This window comes from Faecalicatena contorta (assembly GCF_001404335.1).
GTDB classification, from domain to species: Bacteria; Bacillota; Clostridia; order Lachnospirales; family Lachnospiraceae; genus Faecalicatena; species Faecalicatena contortus_B.
The window spans coordinates 23,029-48,850 of the sequence record NZ_CYZU01000003.1 but is presented as its reverse complement, the minus strand read 5'-3'; the positions used below and the strand labels follow the sequence as shown (position 1 = coordinate 48,850).

General features: G+C 42.1%; 20 protein-coding genes and 3 pseudogenes. 19 read left to right on the top strand and 4 right to left on the bottom strand.

The window, feature by feature from the left end; genetic code table 11:
• Positions 1-64: 64 nt before the first annotated feature.
• From ARB69_RS02395 to ARB69_RS02385, 3 genes are all read left to right on the top strand, one after another.
• Complete coding sequence (locus ARB69_RS02395; protein WP_055150659.1) at positions 65-1,426, top strand: MFS transporter; 1,362 nt, start codon at positions 65-67, stop codon at positions 1,424-1,426.
• Positions 1,427-1,532: 106 nt separating this feature from the next.
• Entirely contained in the window at positions 1,533-1,874 is a 342-nt protein-coding gene (locus ARB69_RS28420) for a galactokinase family protein (RefSeq protein ID WP_129878509.1), read from the top strand.
• Positions 1,875-2,308: 434 nt separating this feature from the next.
• Complete coding sequence (locus tag ARB69_RS02385) at positions 2,309-3,100, top strand: AraC family transcriptional regulator (protein ID WP_055150656.1); 792 nt, start codon at positions 2,309-2,311, stop codon at positions 3,098-3,100.
• 471 nt (positions 3,101-3,571) lie between these two features.
• On the opposite strand, the gene ARB69_RS02380 is transcribed toward ARB69_RS02385, so the two are convergent.
• Both ARB69_RS02380 and ARB69_RS28185 read right to left on the bottom strand, forming a co-directional pair.
• Positions 3,572-3,835 carry a DUF3847 domain-containing protein gene (locus ARB69_RS02380; RefSeq protein WP_083486997.1) on the bottom strand — a complete coding sequence of 88 codons (264 nt, stop codon included), beginning with the start codon at positions 3,833-3,835 and terminating at the stop codon, positions 3,572-3,574.
• A 5-nt stretch (positions 3,836-3,840) separates the two neighbouring features.
• A pseudogene (locus ARB69_RS28185) lies at positions 3,841-4,062 on the bottom strand (DeoR family transcriptional regulator); the annotation flags it as partial.
• Between the two features lie 159 nt (positions 4,063-4,221).
• On the opposite strand from ARB69_RS28185, the gene yhfZ reads away from it, so the two are divergent.
• The 8 genes from yhfZ (at position 4,222) to ARB69_RS02335 (ending at position 11,821) form a co-directional block, all read left to right on the top strand.
• Positions 4,222-5,154, top strand: coding sequence for a GntR family transcriptional regulator YhfZ (yhfZ, locus tag ARB69_RS02370; protein ID WP_055150650.1), 933 nt, complete (start codon positions 4,222-4,224; stop codon positions 5,152-5,154).
• A 151-nt stretch (positions 5,155-5,305) separates the two neighbouring features.
• Positions 5,306-5,665: a PRD domain-containing protein gene (locus tag ARB69_RS02365; RefSeq protein WP_055150647.1), complete on the top strand. Its 360-nt coding sequence runs from the start codon at positions 5,306-5,308 to the stop codon at positions 5,663-5,665.
• A 24-nt stretch (positions 5,666-5,689) separates the two neighbouring features.
• Positions 5,690-6,052: a DUF2620 family protein gene (locus tag ARB69_RS02360; RefSeq protein WP_055150644.1), complete on the top strand. Its 363-nt coding sequence runs from the start codon at positions 5,690-5,692 to the stop codon at positions 6,050-6,052.
• Positions 6,053-6,095: 43 nt separating this feature from the next.
• On the top strand, positions 6,096-7,409 hold the full coding sequence (locus tag ARB69_RS02355; protein ID WP_055150641.1) for a YhfT family protein: 1,314 nt from the start codon (positions 6,096-6,098) through the stop codon (positions 7,407-7,409).
• Positions 7,410-7,433: 24 nt separating this feature from the next.
• Positions 7,434-8,348 carry a phosphotriesterase family protein gene (locus tag ARB69_RS02350; RefSeq protein WP_055150638.1) on the top strand — a complete coding sequence of 305 codons (915 nt, stop codon included), beginning with the start codon at positions 7,434-7,436 and terminating at the stop codon, positions 8,346-8,348.
• Positions 8,349-8,352: 4 nt separating this feature from the next.
• Positions 8,353-9,462, top strand: a complete 1,110-nt coding sequence (locus ARB69_RS02345; RefSeq protein WP_055150635.1) for an aminotransferase class V-fold PLP-dependent enzyme — start codon at positions 8,353-8,355, stop codon at positions 9,460-9,462.
• Positions 9,453-10,613, top strand: coding sequence for a YhfX family PLP-dependent enzyme (locus ARB69_RS02340; RefSeq protein ID WP_055150631.1), 1,161 nt, complete (start codon positions 9,453-9,455; stop codon positions 10,611-10,613). Before ARB69_RS02345 ends, ARB69_RS02340 begins: the two co-directional genes overlap by 10 nt.
• Positions 10,610-11,821, top strand: a complete 1,212-nt coding sequence (locus tag ARB69_RS02335) for a phosphopentomutase (protein ID WP_055150628.1) — start codon at positions 10,610-10,612, stop codon at positions 11,819-11,821. The genes ARB69_RS02340 and ARB69_RS02335 overlap by 4 nt, the downstream gene beginning before the upstream one ends.
• 276 nt (positions 11,822-12,097) lie before the next feature.
• On the opposite strand, the pseudogene ARB69_RS25770 reads toward ARB69_RS02335, so the two are convergent.
• Positions 12,098-12,243, bottom strand: a pseudogene (locus ARB69_RS25770) (helix-turn-helix domain-containing protein); the annotation flags it as partial.
• A gap of 117 nt (positions 12,244-12,360) precedes the next feature.
• Here ARB69_RS25770 and ARB69_RS02330 point away from each other — a divergent pair.
• The 5 genes and pseudogenes from ARB69_RS02330 to ARB69_RS02310 form a co-directional block, all read left to right on the top strand.
• A pseudogene (locus ARB69_RS02330) lies at positions 12,361-12,648 on the top strand (IS66 family transposase); the annotation flags it as partial.
• 565 nt (positions 12,649-13,213) lie between these two features.
• Positions 13,214-15,841, top strand: a complete 2,628-nt coding sequence (locus ARB69_RS02325) for a family 78 glycoside hydrolase catalytic domain (RefSeq protein ID WP_055150625.1) — start codon at positions 13,214-13,216, stop codon at positions 15,839-15,841.
• 19 nt (positions 15,842-15,860) lie between these two features.
• Entirely contained in the window at positions 15,861-16,292 is a 432-nt protein-coding gene (locus ARB69_RS02320) for a family 43 glycosylhydrolase (RefSeq protein WP_055150622.1), read from the top strand.
• 58 nt (positions 16,293-16,350) lie between these two features.
• Positions 16,351-18,816, top strand: coding sequence for a glycoside hydrolase family 2 TIM barrel-domain containing protein (locus ARB69_RS02315; protein WP_055150619.1), 2,466 nt, complete (start codon positions 16,351-16,353; stop codon positions 18,814-18,816).
• Between the two features lie 97 nt (positions 18,817-18,913).
• Entirely contained in the window at positions 18,914-21,112 is a 2,199-nt protein-coding gene (locus ARB69_RS02310; RefSeq protein WP_055150616.1) for a glycoside hydrolase family 3 N-terminal domain-containing protein, read from the top strand.
• Positions 21,113-21,115: 3 nt separating this feature from the next.
• Here the strand turns inward: ARB69_RS02310 and ARB69_RS28180 are convergent, their stop codons facing one another.
• Positions 21,116-21,223 carry an AraC family transcriptional regulator gene (locus ARB69_RS28180; RefSeq protein WP_083487001.1) on the bottom strand — a complete coding sequence of 36 codons (108 nt, stop codon included), beginning with the start codon at positions 21,221-21,223 and terminating at the stop codon, positions 21,116-21,118.
• A 230-nt stretch (positions 21,224-21,453) separates the two neighbouring features.
• Between ARB69_RS28180 and ARB69_RS02305 the strand changes: the two genes are divergently transcribed.
• From ARB69_RS02305 to ARB69_RS02295, 3 genes are all read left to right on the top strand, one after another.
• The gene (locus tag ARB69_RS02305; protein WP_055150613.1) at positions 21,454-23,775 is read left to right on the top strand and encodes a family 78 glycoside hydrolase catalytic domain; all 2,322 of its coding nucleotides are present in this window, start codon (positions 21,454-21,456) and stop codon (positions 23,773-23,775) included.
• A gap of 107 nt (positions 23,776-23,882) precedes the next feature.
• Complete coding sequence (locus tag ARB69_RS02300; RefSeq protein ID WP_083486996.1) at positions 23,883-24,176, top strand: hypothetical protein; 294 nt, start codon at positions 23,883-23,885, stop codon at positions 24,174-24,176.
• 210 nt (positions 24,177-24,386) lie between these two features.
• Positions 24,387-25,778 carry an MFS transporter gene (locus ARB69_RS02295; RefSeq protein ID WP_055150607.1) on the top strand — a complete coding sequence of 464 codons (1,392 nt, stop codon included), beginning with the start codon at positions 24,387-24,389 and terminating at the stop codon, positions 25,776-25,778.
• Positions 25,779-25,822 lie beyond the last annotated feature (44 nt).

Below are 25,822 nucleotides of genomic sequence, written 5' to 3'. Positions count from 1 at the left end.
TCTTCATAACTGTTAGGGTAACGGTTGTGAATACAAAAATGTACAGAGAAGGAGTGATCTTTTAATGGAGGAAAAAAGATACTTGAAGTGGTATAACAAAGTCGGATACGGCTCTGGTGATATCGCAGGAAATGTTGTTTATGCGCTTTTATCAGCGTTTGTAATGATTTATTTAACAGATATTGTAGGACTTAATTCCGGTATCGTTGGAACACTGATTATGGTGTCCAAGATTTTCGATGGAATCAGTGATGTGTTCTTTGGAGCAATGATTGATAAAACAAAGACAAAACTTGGAAAAGCAAGACCATGGATGTTGTATGGATACTTCGGATGTGCCGTATGCTTAGTTGCAATCTTCTGTATTCCTGTTGATATGGGACAGAAAGCACAGTATGCATGGTTCTTTATCGCATATATATTATTAAATGCTGGTTTCTATACAGCTAACAACATTGCATACTCAGCACTTACAGCACTTATTACAAAGAATAACTCAGAGCGAGTTCAGATGGGTTCTATCAGATTCATGTTTGCATTTGGTACAAGCATGTTAATCCAGGCAGTAACAGTTGGTTTTGTAGCAAAGCTTGGTGGCGGTGCTGCAGCATGGAGAATGGTAGCAATCATTTATGCAATCATCGGTGTTATTTCTAATACACTTTCTGTTTTATCAGTTAAGGAGCTTTCTGATGAAGAACTTGCAGAAGGTAAGACAGAGGAAGAAAAGGAAGAGAAGTACAATCTTATTGATGCTTTCAAGATTCTTGTTCACAACAAGTACTTCCTTATGATCTGCGGAACATACCTTTTAATGCAGCTTTATTCAGCAACACTTGGAATGGGTATCTACTTCATGAAGTATGTGCTCGGTGATGAGGGATTATTCGGAACTTTCTCATGGGCAGTAAATATTCCTATGATTGTTGGTCTTTTGGTAACACCACTTTTGGTAGCAAAGTTTAGAGGAATGTACAAACTTAATATCATAGGTTATATTATAGGTACAGCGGGACGACTTGGTGTAATAGCAGCCGGATATATGGGAAATATCCCACTTATGCTTGCATTCACAGCTATCGCAGCTCTTGGTATGAGTCCACTTCAGGGTGATATGAATGCTTTAATTGCAACAACTTCAGAATATACGAGACTTACAACCGGCAAGAAAGTTGACGGTACAATGTATTCTTGTACATCCTTTGGTACAAAGGTTGGCGGCGGTATTGGTACAGCCATCGCAGGCTGGATGCTTGCAGCAAGTGGGTATATCAAGAACGCACTAGTTCAGCCAGAGTCATGTGTGAATATGCTTCATGTAATGTATTTATGGCTCCCAATGATCTTTAACTTATTAATCACATTTGTCCTTATCAAGTTAAATGTTGAGAAGGCAAACAAAGAACTTCAGAAAGAAGCAGAATAATGTCTATGTAAGAGGGGCATTGTCTTATAGGTAACCCCTTTAAGGCAATGCTTTTTCTTAAGCAAAGAAGCTGATAGGTCAAAGCTTAGGAAACAAGAAGAATAATTTGGGAAGAAGTGAGGTTGGTGGCAATCATACCGATCATCAGCATGGCGAGATATTAGCAGCATCTATTAACCTTGATGCAATCGGAATCGTAAAGAAAACATACGATATGAAGATTTCCGCCTACAGTTCGCAGGTAGAGACAGCAAGAAAGGTAACAGGACATCCAATCCCTGCAAAGGAAGAGGAAAGAAGAGCAGGAGATCCATCTACACTTATTGCATCAAGTGAAAAGGCAAAGACCGTTCTTGGATGGAATCCACAGTTTGCTGACCTTGAGACAATTATTGATACTGCATGGAAATGGCACCAGGCTCATCCACACGGATATGAGACAGTTTAGGAGGCGGTCAAAATGATTAACAAGCTTACAGCTTATTGAAGTGGGTTTCTTAAGAAAATAAAAGGGCCATTTCACATTGTGAAGTGGTCTGATTTTTAAAGTATTCAGTTTTCACAAATTGTCCTTTTAGATTCTGCCTGATGCTTATGCACGGATTACATGCTCAAACATAGGTGCGTAGAAATCTAAAAGTACATCTACATAATTCTTAATCTTGCTCATTTTGTTCATCTCCTTTCTTTATCTTACAAGGTCATTATAGGGCGAAAAGATATATAAATCTTGCCAAAAAGCATTAAAAAGTAGACAAAAATTGCAGACGGATAAAACGTCGTATTATTTTGTGCAGGATGTATACCATTAAGTTTATTGGAAAGTTAGAGCGGGCAGGGTAAAATATTAATGATGATATTAATGGGAAAGGAGTGGTTATTTTGCATTTAGAATATAAGGAAACAAAGCGTTTGGTAAAGATATCAGAGAGAATATCGAAGCATGTAGAGCCACACCTTCACAGTGCCTTGGAAATCGTATATGTTACGGAAGGTACGTTGGAACTTGGTATGGGAACGGAGCTGTTTCATATGGAGACAGGTGATATAGGATTTATTTTCCCGGATGTTATCCATCATTACCAGGTATTAGGAAGTGGTACAAGCAAGGCCTATTATATACAAATCCAACCTTCAACGGTTGGCGCTTTTTTTGATAAGCTTCAAAAATTCGCACCGAAATGTCCTGTAGTTACAAAAGAAAAGATAGGTGCCGATATGGTGAACGCTATCACAGCAGTCGCACATACAAGCGAATCAGAGGAAATGGTTGTAGAAGCGTATGTGCAAATCATTCTGGCAAAATGCCTGCCGGAATTATCACTTGTGGAGAAACAGAACGTGGGAAGTACAGACTTGGTATATCAGGTGGTTTCGTATATATCTGCTCATTTTAGAGAAGAGATGTCATTGGAGAAGATGGCTAGTGATCTTGGCGTAAGTAAATATGTATTATCGAGAACGTTCTCTGGAACCTTCCACAGAAACTTCAGCCAGTACCTAAACGACACCAGAATGAACTATGCAGTTCACTGCCTTGAGACAACGAATGACAATATCCTAGATATCAGTATGGAGAGTGGTTTTGATAGTCAGAGAACATTTAACAGAGCATTTAAGGACAGATATCATATGACTCCAAGCGAATATAGGAAGAACTGCAAAGGGATATGATGTTTAAATAACTGGTAAAAATACAGGTGTTATATTATAATTGTGTCAATGAAAACTTCTATATGAAGACTTACTTCCGGGCAATAAAGGAGGGAACACTAATGGCTGATAAAATTGTTCCAATAATTATAGTAATGGTTCCTATTATCTTCTTCATCTGTAGATTCTCCTAAAATCAAAAAAGCACCGAAGTTGTCCCATAAGAGAAAGCTTCGATGCATTCGGTGAGAAAAGATATTCCAGATATTTTAATTGATGAGCTGGCTAAAAATGTGCTCAAGGAATTCTTTAAAATTGTAGCTGTTAGATACTTAGACTATTTCACTACAATTTGACCGCATTATTATTTGGCGGTTACTTTACATGAGGTAAATATAAAGATATATTATTATCAACTATTTTTCGGATTTCATCTAAAATTCTGTTCATCTTATTTCCTCCCAATAAACTTTTAATTTATCACCGGCTCTATTATATTTCATCCAGATAAAAAAGTATAGAGAGATTTCTCTCGCTCCGATGGAACAGCAGCTTCAAAACCGTGCTGACCTGTTCATCCGTCACATTCTCTGGGTGGGGGAAATAGCTTTCCAGCATTGCCCGTCTGGTGCAAAGCCGGTGTGTCTGTTCCTTTCGGGTCAGCATCTTTATCTGGTGCTGCAATATCTTTTCTTCATGCTGCGCCCGCCGGAGCTTGGCTTCTCCCTTTGCTATCTGCTCATTCAGTTTTTCCAGCTCTTCAGGGAACGCTTCACGGTCATAAGGCTTCGGGAAAGTGCCGCCGCCAGCTCCATGATAGGGAAGCGGATAAACAAAATCCCGTTGCTGTCCGGGATTCCATCTGTCAGAATTTCGCCCAGCAGACGGGCATACAGGATTTTGGCTGTGCTGCTGATTGGGAGCTTCACCACAGCCCTCGGCAGCGGAACGCAGGGCGGAACAGATGGAAAATAGAGAATCATTTAACCGCCAGAAGAATTGGCAGGGAAATATAGAATATGCATGCAGTTGGGATGAATGTGCCCAGAAGAATCATTATCTGTTGGAACAAATTATTGACAAAATAGAGAGGAATGGATATAATATCAATATACAAATTTTTGAACAATGGGGGATCGTTTATGGATGTAGATGGGAGAAGTGTATTATATCAGAAGATAGGCGTTACAATCAGCAATATGGCTCTTAGTCTGCTTTCTAAAAACGTGGGGGATCGGATTCACTCTATTTCCCAATATCAGGAGGAATTCGGTGTGTCAAGGGGGACGATTCAGAATGCCATTAGCTACTTAAAAGAAGTCAGAGCAGTGGTGCTTGCCCCTCATGGACATCTGGGTACATATGTAGAATGGATTGATTATGTAAAATTGCAGGAATGTTGTGTGGCACAGGGGTTAATGGGCATTATGCCGCTTCCTTATTCCGTAACTTACGAAGGTTTTGCTACTGCGATGTACGAACAACTGAAGAATCTGCGGTTTAATATGGCATATGCAAGGGGCGCTGTAGGGCGTATGGAACTCGTTGAGTCGGGGGTTTACCAGTTTGCGATTTGTTCCCAGTATGCAGTCGAACACGAAATGAAGATTGGTAAGAATATAGAAATCGCCTTAAACTTTGGTGCCGGGAGTTTTTTGTCACGGCATGTCCTGCTGCTGAGAGACCAGAATCAGAATGGGATAGCGGATGGTATGAAGGTGGCTTACGACAGTGATTCTCTGGATCAGAGTCAGATTACAAAAAATGTCGTAAAAGGGAAACGGGTTGAACTGGTGAATATCCCAACCCAGCAGACCGTCACCGCACTTTTGGAAGGCACAATCGATGCAGGTGTATGGAACTATGATGATATCCTGGAGAACCATCATCTGTACAATCTGAAAGTGGTATTCCTGAATGCATCGGAATATAGTGATTCGTTTTCTACGGCTGTTCTTGTGATCAGGAAGGATAGTGGTTATTTAAAAAAGGTTTTAGAAAAAAACATCAGTGTAAGCATGACTTTAAAAATTCAGAACGAAGTTCGCAGCGGAAAGCGCCATCCGTTTTATTAAGGAAATGTGTCTGGCGCCTATGTTGTTTTTTTTGATAGTACAAAAAAATGTACTTTATGTCGTAAGGTAAACGAGAAGTGGATTATGTAATCCGTTTCCAAAATATTTTTTAATTAAAAGTACAAAAAAATGTATATTAAAGGAGGAGCAGATGAACGAGATGGAAACTTTGTACGAGAGGTTAGCAATCCTGGAACAGGGGGGATTGATCACGCCTCATGTATCAGAACAGGTGAAGAAGATCATTGGGTTGGTTTTCGAGAGAAAGGAGCGGCCGGATATGGAGAAATTGGAAATGTTTACGACCCATATCGCAATGGCGATTCAGCGTATTTTAAACGGAGAGCGTGAGAATCCGCTGGATGATGCCGTGCTTGCAGGGCTCAGGGAAGAGGCTGTTTATCCTGATGCAGAGAGGTTTGCCCAAAACATTTATGAGCATACTGATATTGAGTTCCCGGAAGTTGAGAAGGGATATTTGGTAGTCCATTTATGTAATCTTTTTTCATAAAAAAATAAGAAGGAGGAAGAAAAGATGAAAATTGCAATTGGAGGAATGCAGAAAAATGAGATGCAGCAGGAAATTTTAAAATGCTGCCCGGATGCGGAGACGATCATCACAAACGATATGAATGCTGTATCTATGATGAAGAAAGGGGAGGTAGATTATTATATTGGTGCTTGTGAGAGCGGAGGCGGTTCTGCGATTTCAATACTGATTGGTCTGCTTGGCTACAGCAAATGCTGTACAGTCTGCAAAAATGGAGGCAAACCAAAAAAAGAAGAGATTGAGAAGTTTGTAAATGACGGAAAGGTCTGTTTCGGTATGGCGGTGTCACACATTGACATCACAGTGCCGGTGCTGATGCAAGTATTAATGGAGCATGAGGAGAAGTAATAGGAAATAGTAACAAGGCGAACAAAGAAAAGAGGAAGAAAATATGGAATTAAGTATTGTAAATGTGATAATTGTTATGCTTGTATGTGCCATGGCAGCTTTTTTATCCCATATGGGAATGGCAGTTTTTCATGATGGAATCCGTCCGGTCATTCCGGAATACATTGAAGGACGTATGCACAGAAGTGAGATGGCGTCCATTGCATTTGGATTGAGCGTTGGGTTCATCGCATCAGTTGGAATCGGAAATGCACTGGTAACTAATTTGCTGAATCCATGGCTGCTGTTTTTGGCAACAGATATTATTGGAATTGCGTCTCCGAAGAAATGGCTGGCCCCGATTCTCGGCGCGTTGTGGGGTCTGATTTGCATGACAGGAATCGGCGGGATCAATGCGGTGTTGACAGGAATGCCGGTGGATCTGATTACCGCAATGGGAGATGTCGGAACTTATGTTGTGACCGGTTTTGCATTATTCCCAATCGTTGCAATTATCATGCAGTTTGGAATAAAGACAGGAATTATAACCGCTGTGATTGTAATGGTATTTCGCTTTGCCGGACCTGGTTTCTCCACAATCAGCGGGGATGCCTGGACAATGATGATAGGTGTGATCGCCCTGGTTGCACTATGTATTTGGAAAGACTTTAAAAATAAGGAGAAGAGCGTGACAGAAGATTTGAATATTTTTTCAGAAAGAACTGAAAGAATCAAAAAGAATCTGCCATTTCTCATGGTTGCAGGGGCATTGATTGCAATCGCTTGTAATGTACATGTTTTGGCAGGTTCCGACGTGTCTATGTTTGACTTGTCAAAGGCCTATGCGATGAAAGATTCTGCGGAGGCAGCTACGTTGATAAAGACTGTTGCTACGAATGAATTCATGAGGGCACTGAGCTTTATTCCGTTGATCGCGACAACAGCAGTTACAACGGGTGTGTATGGAGTTGCCGGATTTACATTTATCTATGTTGCAGGTTACCTTTGCCCGAACCCGATCGTTGCAGCGATTGCAGGTGCGGCTATTATATTAGTGGAAGTTATGTTGCTTGGCCTAATCGGAAAATTCCTCGGAAATTTTCCATCTATGCGTGATGCATCTGATAATATCCGCAGTGCGATGAACACCTGTGTTGAGTTTGCATTGCTGATCGGCTCTATTGCGGCATGCTGCACGATGAGTGCCTCTACTTCTGCAGGAGCTGCAGGCGGTTTTGTTATCGGCGGATGTATATATTTGATTAATGAGATGACCGGACGTAAGATCATGCGTATGGCGATTGGACCAGTCGCAGCAATCGCAACTGGAATTATTTTGAATCTGACCTATTTGATTGGATTGACTCCTTTGGTATAAAGCATATGAAAGAGGTGGAATCATATGATTCAGACAGTAAATGGGAAGATTTCCCCGGAAGAATTAGGAATTACGATGTGCCATGAGCATTTGGCGCTGGACTTGTCCCCTGTGAGAGGGGACAAGGATTCCGACTTTGATGATACAGAATTGATTTTGGATGAAATTCGGAAAATGCAGGCATATGGGGTGAAATCCGTTGTCGAAGTAACTTGCAATGATATGGGAAGAGACGTAGAGAAGCTGCGTATGTACAGTAAGGCGTGCGGTATTCATATTATTGCGGCAACCGGATTTTATTTGGAGGAATACCATTCGGATGCGGTTCGGGAGGCAAGCCCTGAAGAATTAAGTGAAATTTTCTGTAAAGATATCCTGGAAGGAATTGATGGCACAGATATCAAAGCAGGCGTCATCGGTGAAGTTGCATCTGGAAATCCAAGTATGGGGCCAAGCGAGAGAAATGTGCTGATTGCTGCAGCTTTGGCCGGAAAGCAGACCGGACTGGCCGTAACGACGCACTGTCAGCTTGGAAGACTGGCAATGGAGCAGGCCAGGCTGTTTGAGAAGTACGGAATGGATCCTGCGAAAATTGTGCTGGGGCATTTGGATCTGGCAAATGATCGAACGTACTATGAAGAGGTTCTGAAAACAGGAGTAAATATCGGATTTGACACTATTGGAAAGACTGCATATCTAAGTGATGAGGTAAGGGCAGATAATCTGATGTGGCTTTTGGAACGAGGCTGGGAGGAACGAATTGTACTCTCTCAGGATATTTCGCGAAAAAGTTATCTGTCAAGCAGAGGCAAATATTCTGGATATATGACAGTGATGAAAGATTTTGTCCCACTTTTAAAAGAATGGGGAATTCAGCCAGGGACATTGAACAAATTATTGATAGATAATCCTGCCCGGATTTTTGATAAAGTGAATTGAGGTGATGATTACGAAGACATATCCTTTACAAAGTCTTACGGTTGAAGAGGCTGCAAAGTTTCAGTTTCGGATCGTGGACTGTATTACAAGAGAATTAAGCGGCCGCGAAATGGTTACCAGAGGAGATTTGGGAGTGGTGTGTGGGAAGAATAAACCGGTCATCACACAGAAAGCAGAAGCGGTAATTGCAAACATATTTGGCACGGAAGCATGTATGCTGGTGCGCGGGGCCGGGAGCGGGGCAATCCGGTTGGGACTTCACGCAATACTCAATTCGGGAGACATGATTTTGGTTCATAAGGCTCCAATTTATGATACTACGCAAACGTCTTTGGATATGATGGGAATCTACAAAGCAGAGGCAGATTTTCATGATGCCGGGGAAATTCATAAGATAATGGAAGAAAAACCGGAGATAAAGGCAGTATTAGTACAGCATACAAGACAGTGTCCAGAGGATCATTATAATTTAAAAAATGTAATTGAGACAGTAAAACGAGTCAGGCCTGTTCCCGTACTGACTGACGATAATTATGCGGCATTGAAAGTCCCACAGATCGGAGTGCAGTGCGGTGCTGATTTATCCTGTTTTTCGTCATTTAAATTGCTTGGCCCGGAGGGGGTCGGAATTATTGTAGGTAAGCAGTGTTACATAGAAAGATTGATTCAGGAGAACTATTCGGGCGGAATGCAGGTGCAGGGCCATGAGGCATTGGATGTACTTCGCGGTATGGTCTATGCCCCTGTGGCGCTGGCACTGGAAGCGCAGGTGAGCGAAGAATGTGTCCGCAGGCTGAACGAGGGAGAAATTCCAGAAGTAAGACGGGCGTTTTTGGCGAATGCACAGTCGAAGGTTATTTTGGTTGAATTTCGAAAGGAAATAGCAAAACGAGTTTTAAAAGAGGCTGAAGCATTAGGGGCAGCTCCATATCCTGTGGGATGTGAGTCAAAATACGAGATGGTTCCGCTTTTTTACCGGATTTCCGGTACATTTCGTAAAGCAGATCCGGCGCTGGAAGAGCGTATGATCCGTATCAACCCTCTTCGGGCAGGAAGCGATACGGTAATGCGGATTATAAAGGAATCTATAGAAAGAGGAAAAGTATGTTTGTAGATCAAATGTTAGAAAAGAATAAAAAGCTGCTTGAGACGGCGTTTGCATTACAGCAAAGCGGGCAGATCATGCCGGATTCCTATGTGATTGATATGGATACCTTGCTGGACAATGCGAGAAAAATTCTGGATGAAGCAAAAAAACAAAATATAAAACTATATTTTATGCTGAAACAATTAGGAAGAAATCCATATATAGCAGAGAAACTGGTGGAAATGGGATACGAAGGAGCTGTTGTGGTAGATTTTAAAGAAGCAAAGATCATGATGGACGCGGGAATTCCGATTGGAAACGTGGGACATTTGGTACAGGCGCCGAATGCTATGCTCTCCGAGATCGTAGCCTATCATCCGGAAGTGATGACAATTTATTCCCTGGATAAGGCCGCACAGATTCAGAAGGCAGCGAAGGAACTTGGAGTGTTCCAGGGCATTTTGCTGCGGGTTTATAATGAAGACGATATGAGTTATCAGGGGCAGACTGCTGGCTTTTTGCTTCGGGATCTGCCGGAGATTGCAAAAACAATTATGGACGATTACCCAAATATTGAGATAAAAGGGGTCACTTCTTTTCCGTGTTATCTGTATGACGAAGAAGCCGGGGATATTCGGCCTACTTATAATCTGAATACAGTAAAAGAGGCTGTTGAAATTCTCCAAAAGCTTGGTATAGAGGCGGAAATCGTCAATACACCGTCTGCTACTTGTGTCAGGACATTGCAGATGATGGCGGAATTAGGCGGAAACTGTGGAGAACCGGGACACGGAATGACGGGGACAACTCCTATGCATGCGGTACAGGGAATGGAGGAAACGCCATGTGTTGTATATGTAAGTGAGATTTCCCATAATTTTGACGGAAACGCATATTGTTATGGAGGCGGATATTATCGAAGATCCCACATGAAATCGGTATTGGTGGGAAAGGAACTGAAGTCAGCAAAGAAGCTGGATGTGATACCGCCATCCTTAGAGAGTATTGATTACTATCTTGGAATTTCAGAAGAGTGTGAGATCGGAGATGCGGCCATCATGGCATTTCGTTTCCAGATTTTTGTGACCAGGAGTGACGTGGTTCTGATTCAGGGAATTCAAAAAGGACATCCGAAAATCATCGGGATTTATGACAGCATGGGAAGGGTGAAAAAATGAGCAGAAGATTTGTCGTAATTGTGTTAGATGGATTTGGAATTGGTGCAATGAATGACGCGGTGACAGAGAGACCGGGGGATGAAAAGGCGAATACGCTGGGAAGTATTCTACGGGATTGCCCTGATCTGAAGCTTCCGAATCTGGAGCGGCTTGGACTTATGAATGCTTTTGGAAAAGAAAGCGCTAAAATGAAGTTTTGCAAAACAGCGAATTATGGAAAGTCTGAGCTGATGCACTTTGGGGCGGATACTTTCATGGGACATCAGGAAATCATGGGAACTTTGCCGAAGAAGCCAACCATGCATCAATTTCAGGAAAAAGTGGATGAAGTATATTATCATCTAAAAGAGAATGGACACAAAGTCAGGATTGTCAGCCGAGGCGGACTGCGCTACATAGTTTGTGATGACTACGTTACGGTTGCAGACAACCTGGAGGCTGATTTGGGCATGTGCTATAATGTGACAGCTCCGCTGGATTTTATTTCGTTTGAAAAGGAGTATGAGATCGCCCGGCTTGTCCGTGAGGTTGTGACTGTCGGGAGAGTGATTGTGTTCGGCGGAACAGGCAATACAATGGAAGATTTATATAAGGCGGAGGAAATAAAAGAAGGTAAGTTTATTGGGATTGCATCTGCAAGATCGAAATCTTATGAGTATGGATACCAATGCCTTCATTTAGGCTATGGTGTAGATAAAAATGTGCAGGCTCCGACGATTTTAACCAAAGCGGGAGTCCCGGTTACTTTGATTGGAAAGGTGGCGGATATTGTTGCCAATGACAGCGGAACAAGTATCTCCTGTGTGCCGACAGAAGAATGTATGCGGCTGACACTGGATGCCATAAAAAAAACAGACAGAGGGTTCATCTGCACGAATGTGCAGGAAACAGATCTGGCAGGTCATTCACAGTCTTCTGTGCAGTACCGTAAGATTTTGGAACAAGCAGATGCAGGACTAGGCAAATTGATTCCGGTTCTGGGAGAAGAAGATATACTGGTTGTGATGGCGGATCATGGGAATGACCCGGATATCGGGCACAGTAAACATACAAGGGAATGTGTTCCACTGTTGATATATAAAAAGGGAACCGAATACAGAAACCTGGGGATTCGCAAAAGTTTGTCGGATGTAGGGGCCTCTGTTTGCGAATATTTTCAAACGAATGCACCCCAGAACGGCAGAAGCTTTTTAGAACAGTTATGTTAAGTTAAGGCTTAAAAGAGAAAGTGAGCGTAGAAAAAGAAAATGCAAATAATCAGAAATGTGCAAATTAAAAGAAACGGAGAGATTTGCACATTCGATTATCCGCATAACCACTACACTTTCAAGTCATTTGAAATATAAAAACACTCATTTTTACAAGAAATTTACCACGATTGAATGAGCCTTGATATGATGATAAAACCACATGGGGATAGCACAGAATAACTGTATATCTCCCGGTTTTCATTTATGCAATATGATTATTTCACTCTGATTTCAACCACTTTCAGCGCGGTAAAACGGACGCAGGCATAACTTAGAGATATAAGCGTCATAGAACTTCAAAATTCCTTTAACCGCCTTTTCATTTCCAGCAGACGTTTTACAAATTACCCTAATGAGGGATAGCCATAATCTTTTCTTATTTGTTAATTCTTTTCTATAACCCCAAAATATCAAACGGAATATCACACTTTCATAGTGCTACATGCAAAGTGATCGAAAACTACAGCCAGAGCTATGGCTGCCCGGCTTGCAACAGCCTGCCGGGTATCAAACGCTGCTTTTGCTGGGCGCACATACGTCAATATTTCATTGATGCCGTCCCCAAAGGGAAACAGTATGATTACAGCCAGCCGGCAGTACAGGGAGTCCAGTACTGCAACCGGTTATTCGCCATCGAGGATTCCATTAACAAGAAATATCCCGGTGATCATGAAAAGCGGAAACAGCTGCGTCTCAAGAAGGAGAAACCCATTCTGGAGGCTTTCTGGCCGTGGCTGGATCAGCAGAAGCCGGTCCGGAATACCCGCATGGACAAAGCGGTGAATTAGGAGCCTGTCAATTCTAATAAAGACATTTCGAGTCAGGAATATTTACGAAATTTATGCAAAGAGTTTTCAGGAATTACTTTCAGACTAAATGATAAGAGTATAGAGTCTGCTGATGGAATGTTAGAACAAGTAGGCAATAATTTCGGCGGAAGGGATCAATGTAGTATCAGTATAGACCTTACGACAGATGAAGGAGATGCAGGACGAGGCTGCCCAGAAGGCTGCTATGGAAGCTGATTCAGATATGAGGACAATTGCGGCTTCATCAGCAGCTCTTAATGTTGCGGCCAATGGATTAGGTGAAACATCGGAAGGGAATGCAGAAGGCTGGGGTTGAATGGAAAATATTGCAAACAGAACTTTTGAATATGCCAGATAATCTTAATGAGTACAATGAAATTTATCTAGGTAATCTTAGAAAATGTCGGATTTGCGAAAAGATAAAACATGGACAGTGATTTAAGAGAGATTTACAATAGACGTAAAATGAGTAACAGCTATAAGGTACTGCTTGATACAGCTCAGGTGACCAATTAGATTTGTGGAAGAGAGGAATTGACAGATGAAACTGACAGATTTAAGAGTAAACCATGTGAAGAACCCATTGGGATTTCAAACGATCCCGTTAAGTTTTTCGTGGAAAGTAACAGAAGCCGGAGAGGCAAAGCGGATGGAGTCTGCCAGATTACAAATCTTTAATGGAGACACTCCTGTTTTTGACAGTGGAGAAAAAAGAGGGATGAACAGTCTGGATTATAATGTAGATATTTCTCTGATGCCGAGGACACATTATACATGGACGGTGGAAGTGACGGCAGATAACCGACAGAAAGCGGAAGCGACAGGGCATTTCGAAACAGGAAAGATGGAAGAGAAATGGACTGCAAAGTGGATTGCACCACAATTGGGAGACGAGGAAATACAACCAGTATTCAGGAAGTGTTTTAGAGTGGATGAAGCAATTGTGGGAGTTAATGCAAGATTGTACCTGTGTGGACTTGGCGTTTATGAAGTGTATCTCAATGGACAGAAAGTCGGGGAGGAATATCTTGCGCCGGGCTATCATTCTTATGACTTTCATCTGCAGGTGCAGACATATGATGTGACGGATTATCTGAAAGAAGGAGACAATGAAATTCAGATTTGGCTGGGAAGTGGATGGTATAAAGGTCGTCTTGGATTTGACGGCGGATATGAAAATCTGTATGGAGAGTTTTGCTGTGCGATGGGAGAATTGTATGTTGAGCGACGTGATGGAGACGGAGCGAAAACAACTGAGCTTGTTGTATGTACGGATGAGACATGGGAATACACACAGTCACCAATTGAATTCAGTAACATTTATGATGGAGAAATTTATGATGCAAGACGAGAATATGCAGTGCATCGTGAGACAAGTCAGATAGGTGATATTGCGGAAAATGCAGCAGAAAATGGAAAATGGAAATTGGTAAATCTTCGTGTTCCAGAAAAATGTGGACCGCTGAAAGACCGGTATAGTCTGCCGATTGTAAAGAAAGAACACTTTGAACCAATCGAAATCATCCGGACTACAAAGCAGGAAAATGTGTTGGATTTCGGACAGAACCTGACCGGCTGGGTAGAATTTGATTGTCAGATGCAGGAGGGGATGCAGATTCGTCTTACAGCATCGGAAATCATGCAGGATGAGTGCTTTTACCATGATAATTTTCGGACGGCAAAAACAGAATTCGTTTATATTTCCAATGGAAAGCAATCTCATGTAAGACCGCATTTCACGTTCTATGGATTCCGTTATATGAAAGTAGAATATCTGGATGAGAAGGGAAATATTCTGGCAGATCGGAGACCGTCAGAGGAAGAGCATTTTACAGCATATCACCTGCGCAGTGATTTTGATGAAATCGGCAGTATTATAACGGGGAACAAAAAGGTAAATCAGCTGTTCTCCAATGCAATGTGGGGGCAGAAGGATAACTTTCTGGATGTGCCGACTGACTGCCCGCAGCGTGATGAACGTCTTGGATGGACCGGAGACGCTCAGATTTTCTCAGAAACAGCATGCTATAACATGTACATGCCCGCATTCTATCGAAAATATTTGTGGGACATGCGTGCGGAACAAAGTATTTTGGGCGGCTCAGTGCCCAATGTAGTCCCAAGATTAAAACAAGGAATGGTTGCGGAACATGGAAGTTGTCCATGGGCAGATGCAGGAGTAATTATTCCATGGAATGTCTATCTGCATTATGGAAGTAGAACATTGTTGAAAGAGTGCTATCCGGGGATGAAAGACTGGGTGGATTGTGAGCGGAGAAAAGAAGAGGCGCTGGGAGGGCTGCATCTTGTCAAAGACGGTTTTCATTTTGCAGATTGGCTGGCACTGGATAATCCGCAGCCGGGGCCGTTTGGTGCAACAGATGCACTTTATATTGCAAACGCATACTACTATAAATGCACGAAGAGTGTGGCAGAAGCAGCGGCAGTGCTGGGATATGAAATAGATAAGCAGGAATACGGAAAATTGGCGAATGAGATATTAGCAGCGATTCAGAAAACATATTTTGATGAAAATGGATTGTGTATCTGTCATACGCAGACAGGTTCGGCAATTGCAGTTATGTTTGGCTTGAATCCAAATGAGGATGCACAGAATAGAGAAGGAGAGGTGTTATATGCCCGCGTGAAAGAAAACAATGGGCATCTAAATACCGGATTTGTCGGAACAACGATGCTCTGTCCTGCATTGACAAAGACGGGACACAGCAAAACAGCAGCAGATCTGTTGTTGAATGAGGAATTTCCGGGCTGGCTTTACAGTGTCAATCTGGGAGCAACGACCATATGGGAGCGTTGGAATTCAGTGGAGCCTGACGGACATCTGAACCCAGAGGGGATGAACAGCCTAAACCACTATAGCTATGGCAGCATTGCAGCGTGGATGTATGGAGATCTTTGCGGAATCCGACCAGTGGAGGCCGGATTTAAGAAGGCTGTGATAGAACCACATGCAGATGCAAGATTGGGGTTTGCTGAAATGAAGCTGGATACAGCAGCAGGATTGTATCGAAGCAAATGGAGCTGTAATACAAACGGAACGGTGTTATATGAGATTGAAGTACCTTTTGATGCGGAGGCAGAATTGATGATAGGAAACAAAAGGTGGACATTGCCAGCTGGAAATTATACATTTACAACAGAGAAGTGAAAAGGAAAGGGAAAAGGATATGAAAACATGTGAGGTAAATATGCGTGATCCATTTGTTATGGTACATGGGGGAATGTATTATTTGTATGGAACGAGGAGTGAGTCCTGCTGGGGACCGGCAGACGGATTCGACTGTTATGTCAGTGAAGATATGGAGAACTGGGAAGGCCCGATAGAAATCTTCCACAGACCAGACGGATTTTTTGCTGATCAAAATTACTGGGCACCGGAATGTGTGTACCTGGAAGCGGATGAGGAAGCAGGAAGAACAGAGGGACCATGGAAACAGATGGAGGAGCCAATCTTTCCGGAAAACGGAGGACATGGAATGATGTTCCGGGATGCAAAGGGGGAACTACTGTTTACGTTACATTTTCCAAACGATAAATATAAAGAACGTCCGATGTTTGCCAGAATGAATCTGGAAGACGAAAAATTAAGATTGAAATAGTATCAGTCAAAAAAAGAAAAGTACTGGTATGGTTGTTTGAAAGAAGGAGAAACAAATTATGAAAGAACTAAAATGGAACAAACAATGGAAATTCTGGCCGGATAAAGATTCATTTGCACTTGTGTGGGATATTTCGGAAATTGCAAAAGAAATCACATTGCCGCATGATGCCATGATTGAAAATCCGGCAGATCCGAACAGTTTGAACGGAGGTAATACAGGCTTCCGCGATGCAGAGTGCTACACTTATGTAAAAATGCTGTTTGCACCGGAGGAATACAAAAATCAGACAGTTATGATAAAGTTTGAAGGTGTTTACATGAATGCATTTGTTTCTGTAAATGGGCAGATAGCAGCAAAAAGTCCATTCGGTTACACGACATTTTATGCGGAAATCAGCGATTTTCTAAAATATGGAGAAGAGAATGAGATTCGTGTACAGGTAAGAGCAGGAGCGATGACAAACAGTCGTTGGTATTCCGGTGCTGGTATTTACAGAGATGTATATCTTCTGGAGTCGGGATTAACCTATCTGGTGCCGGAGGGTGTGCAGATTAAAACGGAGAGAATAGAAGACGGGTATGCCGTGCTTCAGATTTCTTCCGAAGTAAAAAACAGAAATCATACTGTGAAGGAACTGGTTCTGGAGACCGCAATTGAAGATGCTGATGGACGCGTTGTTACATCTGAGAGAACGAGCCTGGCTTTGTTTGATCAGGAAATGCGAAAATTATCTCAGAGAATTACGGTAGATGCTCCACAATTATGGAGCGAGCACTCACCGATCCTTTATACCTGTGTAAGCCGTCTGTTTGAGAAGCAAGCAGAGGAACTTATTCTTTTAGATGAAAACAGAGAAATATTTGGAATACGTACAGTTCAGGTTGATGCAAGAAGAGGATTTTGCGTAAATGGAGAAATTGTCAATTTGCGTGGCGGATGTATTCATCATGACAGTGGACTTCTGGGAGCAGCTACGTATGAGGATGCTCAGTATCGTCAGGTGAGAAGAATGAAAGAAGCTGGATTTAACGCAATCCGAATGTCACACCACCCGATGGCTCCGGCGATGCTTCGTGCCTGTGATGAGTTGGGGATGTATGTGATGGACGAGACATTTGATATGTGGAATCGACTGAAGTCCAATTATGATTATGGTTTGTATTTTCAGGAGTGGTGGGAAAAAGATGTAACTGCCATGGTGAGAAAAGATTTCAATCATCCATCGGTAGTGCTTTATTCCATTGGAAATGAGATTCCGGAAATTGGAACAAACGGCGGATCAAAGACGTGTTATGAATTAAGTTCTAAGGTAAAAGAATTGGATGACAGCAGATTCACATTAGCCTCTGTCAATGGTGTGTTTGCTGCTGGAGATCAGGTTCCGAAAATCATTGAGGATGTTGTTGCTGATTTGAGCCGGGAAGGTAAGATTGAAGGGAATGTAAATAATTTCATGACTTTAATGGACACGCATATGGATAAGATTGTTGTACATGATGCAATCACGGAAAGACTGGAAAAAGCAGCTGCATCTACCGATATCATTGGATACAATTACATGACAGCACGCTACGAGATGGACGGAGAGAAATACCCGAATCGTGTAATTGTAGGAAGCGAAACCTACCCTCCTGAAATCGCAAGAAACTGGGCATTAGTAGAGAAATTACCGTATGTTATCGGAGACTTTACATGGACAGGATGGGATTATATCGGGGAAGCAGGCGTTGGAATTCCGGCATACCAGTGGGGAGAAGGCGGTTTTGGTGCTACATTCCCGGCACAGCTTGCATATTCGGGAGATATTGATATTACCGGATTCAGAAGACCGGCATCGTATTACCGTGAGGTTGTGTTCGGCATGAGAACGATACCTTATATTGCAGTACAGAATCCATACAAATACGGACAGCCTATTATTAAGACGCCTTGGGTGATCAGTGATGCGGCGGCTGCATGGAACTGGAAAGACTGTGAAGGAAAACCGGTAGTCATAGAAGTATACGCACCGGGAGAAGAAGTAGAACTTTTGGTGAACGGAGTATCTTGCGGAAGAAAAACGTCAGGAAAAGAAGTGGGATTTCGCACATTGTTCGAGACAACTTATGAACCGGGAACAGTAGCCGCAGTTGCATATGAAAACGGAAAAGAGATTGGAAGATATGAACTGAAAACTGCAGAAAAAGCCTATAACCTTGTTCTGAAGCCGGAAATATATCACGGATTAAAGGGGAGAGAACAGGAATTGTATTATATTGATGTAGAACTTTGTGATGAGAAGGGTATAATTGTAACAGATGATGATCAAAAACTGAATTTGTCTGTTGAAGGCGGAGCAGAGGCAGTAGGATTTGGAAGTGGAAATCCGAAACCAAACTACAACTTTAATGATGGCGTTACAGAGACATTTAACGGTCGGGCACTGATAATATTGAAGAAAGTCAGCGATGAGTTTGTGATTGTGAAGGTGGCGGCAGAGAATGGAAAAACAGCGGAAGTTTGTTTAAAGACAAATGAATAATTAAAATGTATATATTCAGTATGAGAAGTTGTACCAAACCTGTAAGGGATGTATTATCGGTTTGGTACAATTTGCAGTATAAAAGGTGGGAGGGCTTATGAAAAAACAGGACAAGAAAATCAGAGATTTACTGGATCAGATGACATTAGAAGAAAAAGTTGGACAGCTTCAGCAGTGTGGACCTTCACTGGTAGGGGCATTTGAAGTAAGTTTTGAAGAATTGCTGGATATGATGTTTGATGGCAGAATCTCTCAAGAAGAGTTTGGACGGCTGATGGCAACAGCAGAACAGGATTTCCATGAAGAAGATCTCAGAGCAGGGAAAATAGGATCTTATAATGGAGTTGGTGATGCTGCTACAGCTAATCGTCTGCAAAAAATAGCTGTGGAGGAAACGAGACTTGGAATTCCGTTACTGTTTGGATTCGATGTGATTCACGGATTTCGCACGATTACCCCGATTCCTCTTGGAGAGAGTTGTGCGTGGGATCCGGATCTGTGGGAACGCACAGGGCGGATGGCCGCTGAAGAAGCAACAGCAGGCGGGGTTCATATGACGTTTGCGCCGATGGTTGATGTGGCGAAGGACGCACGTTGGGGCAGAGTCAGCGAAGGTGCCGGAGAAGATGTCCTTTTAAATGGACTTTATGGAGCGGCAAAAGTGAGAGGTTTTCAGGGGGAGAATCTGGCAAAAGAAGATGCAATGGCGGCATGCGTGAAGCATTTTGCGGCATATGGTGCCTGTGAGGCAGGACGGGATTACAATCGGGTGGATATGTCTATGCAGCGTTTATGGGAAGAGTATCTGCCGTCCTACAAAATGTGCATTGATACAGGAGCAAGAGCGGTAATGCCTGCGTTCAATGATATAAATGGAGTCCCATGTTCTGTGAATCCATGGCTTCTGAAGAATGTACTGCGAAAGCAGTGGGGCTTTGATGGTATGACAGTCAGTGATGCCAATGCGATTGCAGAGTGTGTAAACCATGGAATCGTGTCGGATAAGCGTACTGCTGCAAAGGAAGCGCTGGAAGCAGGGGTGGATATGGATATGACGTCCAATAGTTACAGTGAGTATCTGGCTGATTTGATCCGAGACGGTGAAATCGGGGAAACAGTACTTGATGAAGCAGTGTCAAATATTCTTCGCGTAAAATTTGAGTTAGGATTATTTGAGAATCCATATAAAACAAGTGAAGAACGTGAGTCAAAAGCATTTATGAAACCGGAATACCGGGAACTGGCGAGAGAAGCTGCGACAAAATCTATAGTTTTATTAAAGAACGATACACATGTTGATGCATGTAGTAGTGAATCCGAGAAGGCAGAGAAGATTCTTCCGTTGCAAGATGGAACACGGTTGGGGATTTTTGGAAAGTTGGCAGCAGACAAGGGAGAAATGACTGGTGCGTGGGCAATCGGTGCGAACCCGGAAGATTGTGTGAGTTTGCTGGAAGCCTGCGAGAAGCAGGGTATAGCTTATCAGTATAGTGATGAGGATAACCGGATAGCAGACATTGTATCAGAATCTGATGTACTGATTGCTGTACTTGGAGAGAAAAAAGATCAGAGTGGAGAGGCGGCAAGCCGGGCTGATATTACTTTGACGGAGGAACAGCTTGCGTTGGTACGTAATCTACTGGCAACAGGAAAACCGGTCGTGGCAGTGCTATTTAATGGGAGACCGTTGGCAATTCCGTATGTGGCAGAACATGTACCCGCAATTGTGGAAGCATGGCATCCGGGTGTGGAAGCCGGAAATGCTTTGTTGGATATACTATTTGGTAAGGTCAATCCAAGCGGAAGACTGACGACAACCTTTCCATATGCAAGCGGACAGTGTCCGACGTATTATGCACATATCAATACAGGACGTCCGGGCGGAAAGTCAAAGTTTACATCGAAATATCTGGATACACCGCTGGAACCTGTATTCCCGTTTGGTTACGGATTAAGTTATACGCAATTCGAATATCTGGATCAAGGAATGGAGCGAGAAGGAGATGTATTTCGGATATCGTTAAAAGTAAAAAATATCGGGGCCAGGGACGGCCAAGAAGTCGTACAGTGTTATATACAGAATAAGACGGCAAAACGTGTACGCCCAGTGAAGGAACTCAAAGCGTTTGAAAAAATCAACATCAAAGCAGGTGAGACTGCAGAGGTGAACTTTGAGATACCAATCAGTGAACTGGGATATTATGACTGGGATATGCAGTACATTACAGAATTACAGGACATTTCATTCTATATTGGAAGTGATTCACAAAATTGTATAAAAATTGATATGAATTAGTTTTTATAAATATAAAAATCTGTCCCGGTAATCAATCGGGGGCATGCCGTAATACTTCTTGAAAATATGTCGAAAAGTGCCGGCGTCGGAATATCCAAGTTCCTCGGCAATCGCAGCAACTCATTATCGGATAAGATGCCGAAGAAAACTCATCTGAAGTATATCCCGAATTTCATCTAGGGTGTGTGGAATATTCAGACTTCGCTGAGGGTAGTTGAAGTACAGTTCTTTGAAAATATATTCCAGTTCAAATGCTATGGAGAATTATTGCATTCCCCTGTCTGAAAGCAGATGAGATTGCTATACTGAATTTAGATGAAATGAGAAAGGGGGAATAGAGAATGTCAGAAATTGGAAAATGGATTACGAACGAAACATCGTCACCATTTTATGCGAGAAAGAAATTCACAGTTGAAAAAAACATAAAAAAAGCAGAAGCGAAAGTCTGCGGGCTGGGACAATTTCACTTTTATATCAATGGGAAGAAAGTGGAAGATCACGAACTGGATCCGGGGTGGACGGACTATAAAAAGCTTATACAATATGTGACGTTTGATGTGACCAATTATTTGAAGAACGGAGAGAATGTAGCAGGTGTAGAAGTGGGGAATGGATGGTTCATCAAAACAGATGAACATTATACATTTAAGTTCCCGGAATTTATGCCGCCGAATCCGAATCCATATGAGCCGTTTGGAAAATATCTGATGCTGGCATTGAAAATGACAGTTACGTATACAGATGGTACGAAAGATGTGATTACTGCAGATGATACATTTACTGTAAAAGAGCATCCGATTGTGATGAGTAATGTTTATGGATCAGAGACGATGGACGGTAGACTCGTACAGTACGGATGGAGCACAGCGGAATTTGATGATTTTGACTGGAAGCAGGCGGTGATTGTAAATCAAGAAGATGTGCCGAAGGGAAGTCTCCAGAATCAGTTTCAGCCTGCGGTTCGGGTGATTCATTCGTATGAGGGACAATTATTGAATGAAGTGAATGGACGACAAATCTATGATTTCGGTCAAAATATGTCCGGTATTCTGGAATTCGAGGTGAAAGGTCATGCCGGAGATGTGGTGAAATGTTATCCGGCAGAGAAACTTTCGGAAAACGGAGATGTGGATCAAATTGCAAAGAACTGGGTGACAGTAGACTCCTGTATCACGTATATTATCGGTCAGGATGATGTGTGGGAAACATTCCGAATGAAATTCACTTATTTTGCAGGAAGATACATGGCGGCAGAGAAAATCTCAGCAGCACAGACGCCAGCAGAAATAGTGCTTCGCAGTTTTTGGGGACATGCAATCAGCAGTGCTAGTGAAACGAATGGAACGTTTACCTGTGATGACGAACGCTACAATCAGATTTATAATCTGGTTGAAAAGGCGGTAGAGGCAAATATGGTCAGTGTCCATACGGACTGCCCGACGATAGAACGTTTTGCATGGCAGGAACCGAACCATTTAATGGCACCGTCAATCATGTATATGAAAAACGGGCGGAAACTGTGGGAGAAGTTCTTGACGGATATGCGGATTGCACAGCATACCGGAGCAGACTATTTTCTGGATTTTGAAGGAAATAAAGTATATCCGGGAGAAGGAATGATGCCGTCCCAATGCCCGTGCTATATTCCAAATGTTTTACCGGTTCCGGGAATGGGAAGTTTCTACGACATCATTCCATGGGGAGGTACATCCATCTTGGGCACGTATTGGCACTATCAGTTTTATGGTGATGTCAAGATAATTGAAGACAATTATGACGCAGGGATGCGTTACTTAAATCACTTGAAGAAAAAAGTCAATACAGATGGCTTCATCAATCACGGTCTGGGAGATTGGGGAAACCCGCGCAATGAACTGGTAAGAGAAAATATAGAAACAGCATATTTATATGCAGATACAACAACTCTGGCAAAATTTGCACAAGTCCTTGGCAGAGAAAAGGACAGGGAAGAATTGCAGGAGTTTGCGGACAGAATTAAACAGAATTACAATGAAAAACTGCTGATTCAACATCCGGATCATGGATTCTGGTGCTATCGTGCATGGGATCATCCTGATGAAATCTTCCTTACGCAGGCTTGTGAGGCACTGCCGCTTTACTGGGGATTGGTGCCTGAGGATAAGAAAGAGGATATTGCAAAAGCACTCTGCTATACATTCGAGAGGGATCAAGCATTTATCAGTGGGGAAATCGGGTTGCCGTATGTGATTCAAACCGCAAGGGAATATGGTATGAATGACATTATCGGTAAGTTCATTTTGAAAGAAGAACATCCGAGTTATTATGCATTTGTCTTAGATGGAGAGACTACACTTGGAGAATACTGGGAATCGAATCCGAGAAGTCACTGCCATGATATGATGGGACATATTATTGAGTGGTTCTACAATGGAATTGCAGGAATTCAGGCAGAAAAGCCAGGATTTAAACAGATTAAAATCCAGCCATATCTTCCGGAAAGTATTGGTGAGTTTATATGCCATTATCATTCTATAAATGGTTTGATTGAAGTTCATGTGAAAAAAGAAGGAAACGATGTCCTATTGGAAATTACAATTCCAAAGGAGATAGAATGTAGGATAGACACTTGTAATTTAGAGTCGGCAGGAAGAAAAATAATAACTGCTTTCAGGGAAAGGTAATGATAATATGCGAGATTTTGAAAATGCGAGAAACCCGATCCTTCCGTTGGAATATCATGTCCCGGATAGCGAAGGTCATGTAATGCCGGATGGAAAACTTTATATTTATGGAAGTTTTAACTGACACATATTTCCGATGGGGACGAGCTGTATTTCGTTATGTAAAGAGTGAGAAGGAATGGACAGAAGTGGAACTGACCTGTGTAGGTAGCGGAACTGTGACGATACTGATGAACGGAAAGAATGCCGGAATTGTATCTGTATCAGAAAATGGAAAAGAAGAAGTATCCAGCGCGATTGTGACAGCAGCGCCAATCCGGATGTCGGCGGGAGTGTATGAATTATGTCTGAGATTTGAAAATCCAGAGAAACTGGAAATACTTTCCATAAGATTGAAGTAGCTGACTTTAAAAGTATATTCAGGAAAGATAAAAAATGTCGGATGTATAAAAAGAAATGTCGGAGAAATAAAATCAACATGAAAAAATGTCGGATTTCAAATAAGAAACAACATGGGATTATCTATGGAAAGGAAGTAAACTAGAATTATCTTAAAGAGAGGTAAGATAAAAAGAAACTTAAGGAATTAAGGAGAAAAGGAGAGTAAGACAATGGCTAATGAAAACACAACAATGAAGAAGCCGGAACAGGAAGTCAGTACTGCTTTTAAATGGTTTCATGCTACTTCTGTAAACGGAGGTGCAATGCTGATTGCAGCGGTACTTGCAAGTTATCTTTCAGTTTACATGACAGATACATTAAAAATTCCGGCAGCAATGGCATCAGGAATTATGTTTATCTCTACATTATGGGATGCGATCAATGACCCAATGATGGGGGTTATTGCAGACCGTACCAAGACAAGATGGGGACGTTACAGACCATATATTTTTGCAGCACCGATTTTGTTGACAATTTTTGCTACATTGCTTTGGATTGACTGGGGATTCGAGTCTACAGTTGCAAAAGCAGCATATGTATTGATTATGTATATCGGATATGGTATGACAGTAACAATGTATACAATGCCACAGATGGCGATTCTTCCGGCAGCAGTCAAAAATAATCAGACAAGAAATGCGATTATTACAATGGGTGCAGGAACATGTGCATTTATGTTCACAATCGGAAATACATTTACATTGAATATTACCGGATTCTTTAACAGCATTGGATTCAGCAATGGTTATGTTCCATTGATGTTGATTTGCGGAGTGCTTGCATTTATTTCTTTCTGGGGACTATTTGTTACTTCTAAAGGGCAGGAAAAATATCTGCAGCCGGCAGAAAAAGGAAATCCAATGAAGAGTATCAGTATGGTACTGAAGTATAAGGAAGTAATCCCGAATCTGATTGCATGGGTAATGGCTTCTATGGGATACGGAATGATGTTTGCAACATCTGTTTACTATATGATGTACTACTGGGCAAGACCGGATCTGATTGGTGCTTATATGGGAGTTATTTCCATCGGAGCATTAGTTTCTATGATGGTTCTTATGCCAATCGTATTGAAAATCTGCAAGTCAGGATCAAAAGCGTTGATTGTTTCACAGGCATTGTCAATCATTTGTTATGTACTTCTGTTCTTTACAGGAAAGACAAACTTTACATATCTTTGCGTGTTAACATTTATTTCATCTGGCTTCTCTGCTATGCAGAATGCATTGGTAAATGTACTTGTAAATGATACAATTGACTTCATTCAGTTGAAAGAGGGAAAATCTGCAAATGGTGTGATTGCATCGATTAAAGGATTTGCACAGAAATGTGGTAATACAGTAGTAAGTTCCGGTATTCTTGCAGTTCTTGCAGCATCCGGATATATTGCAGGAGCAATTGGACAGCAGCCGGAATCAGCGATGTTTGCTTTGAACTTCTTGAAATTCGGAGCACCATCTATCACAGGAATTATCTTAATTCTCTGTGTAGCTAAGAACCCGATTGCAAAATATGCAAAAGAAATCGAAGATATGAAAGCCAAAATGGATGCAAATGAGTAATAAGAAATAGTGTGTTGAAAAAGTCTCTCCGGAAACAGGGAGAC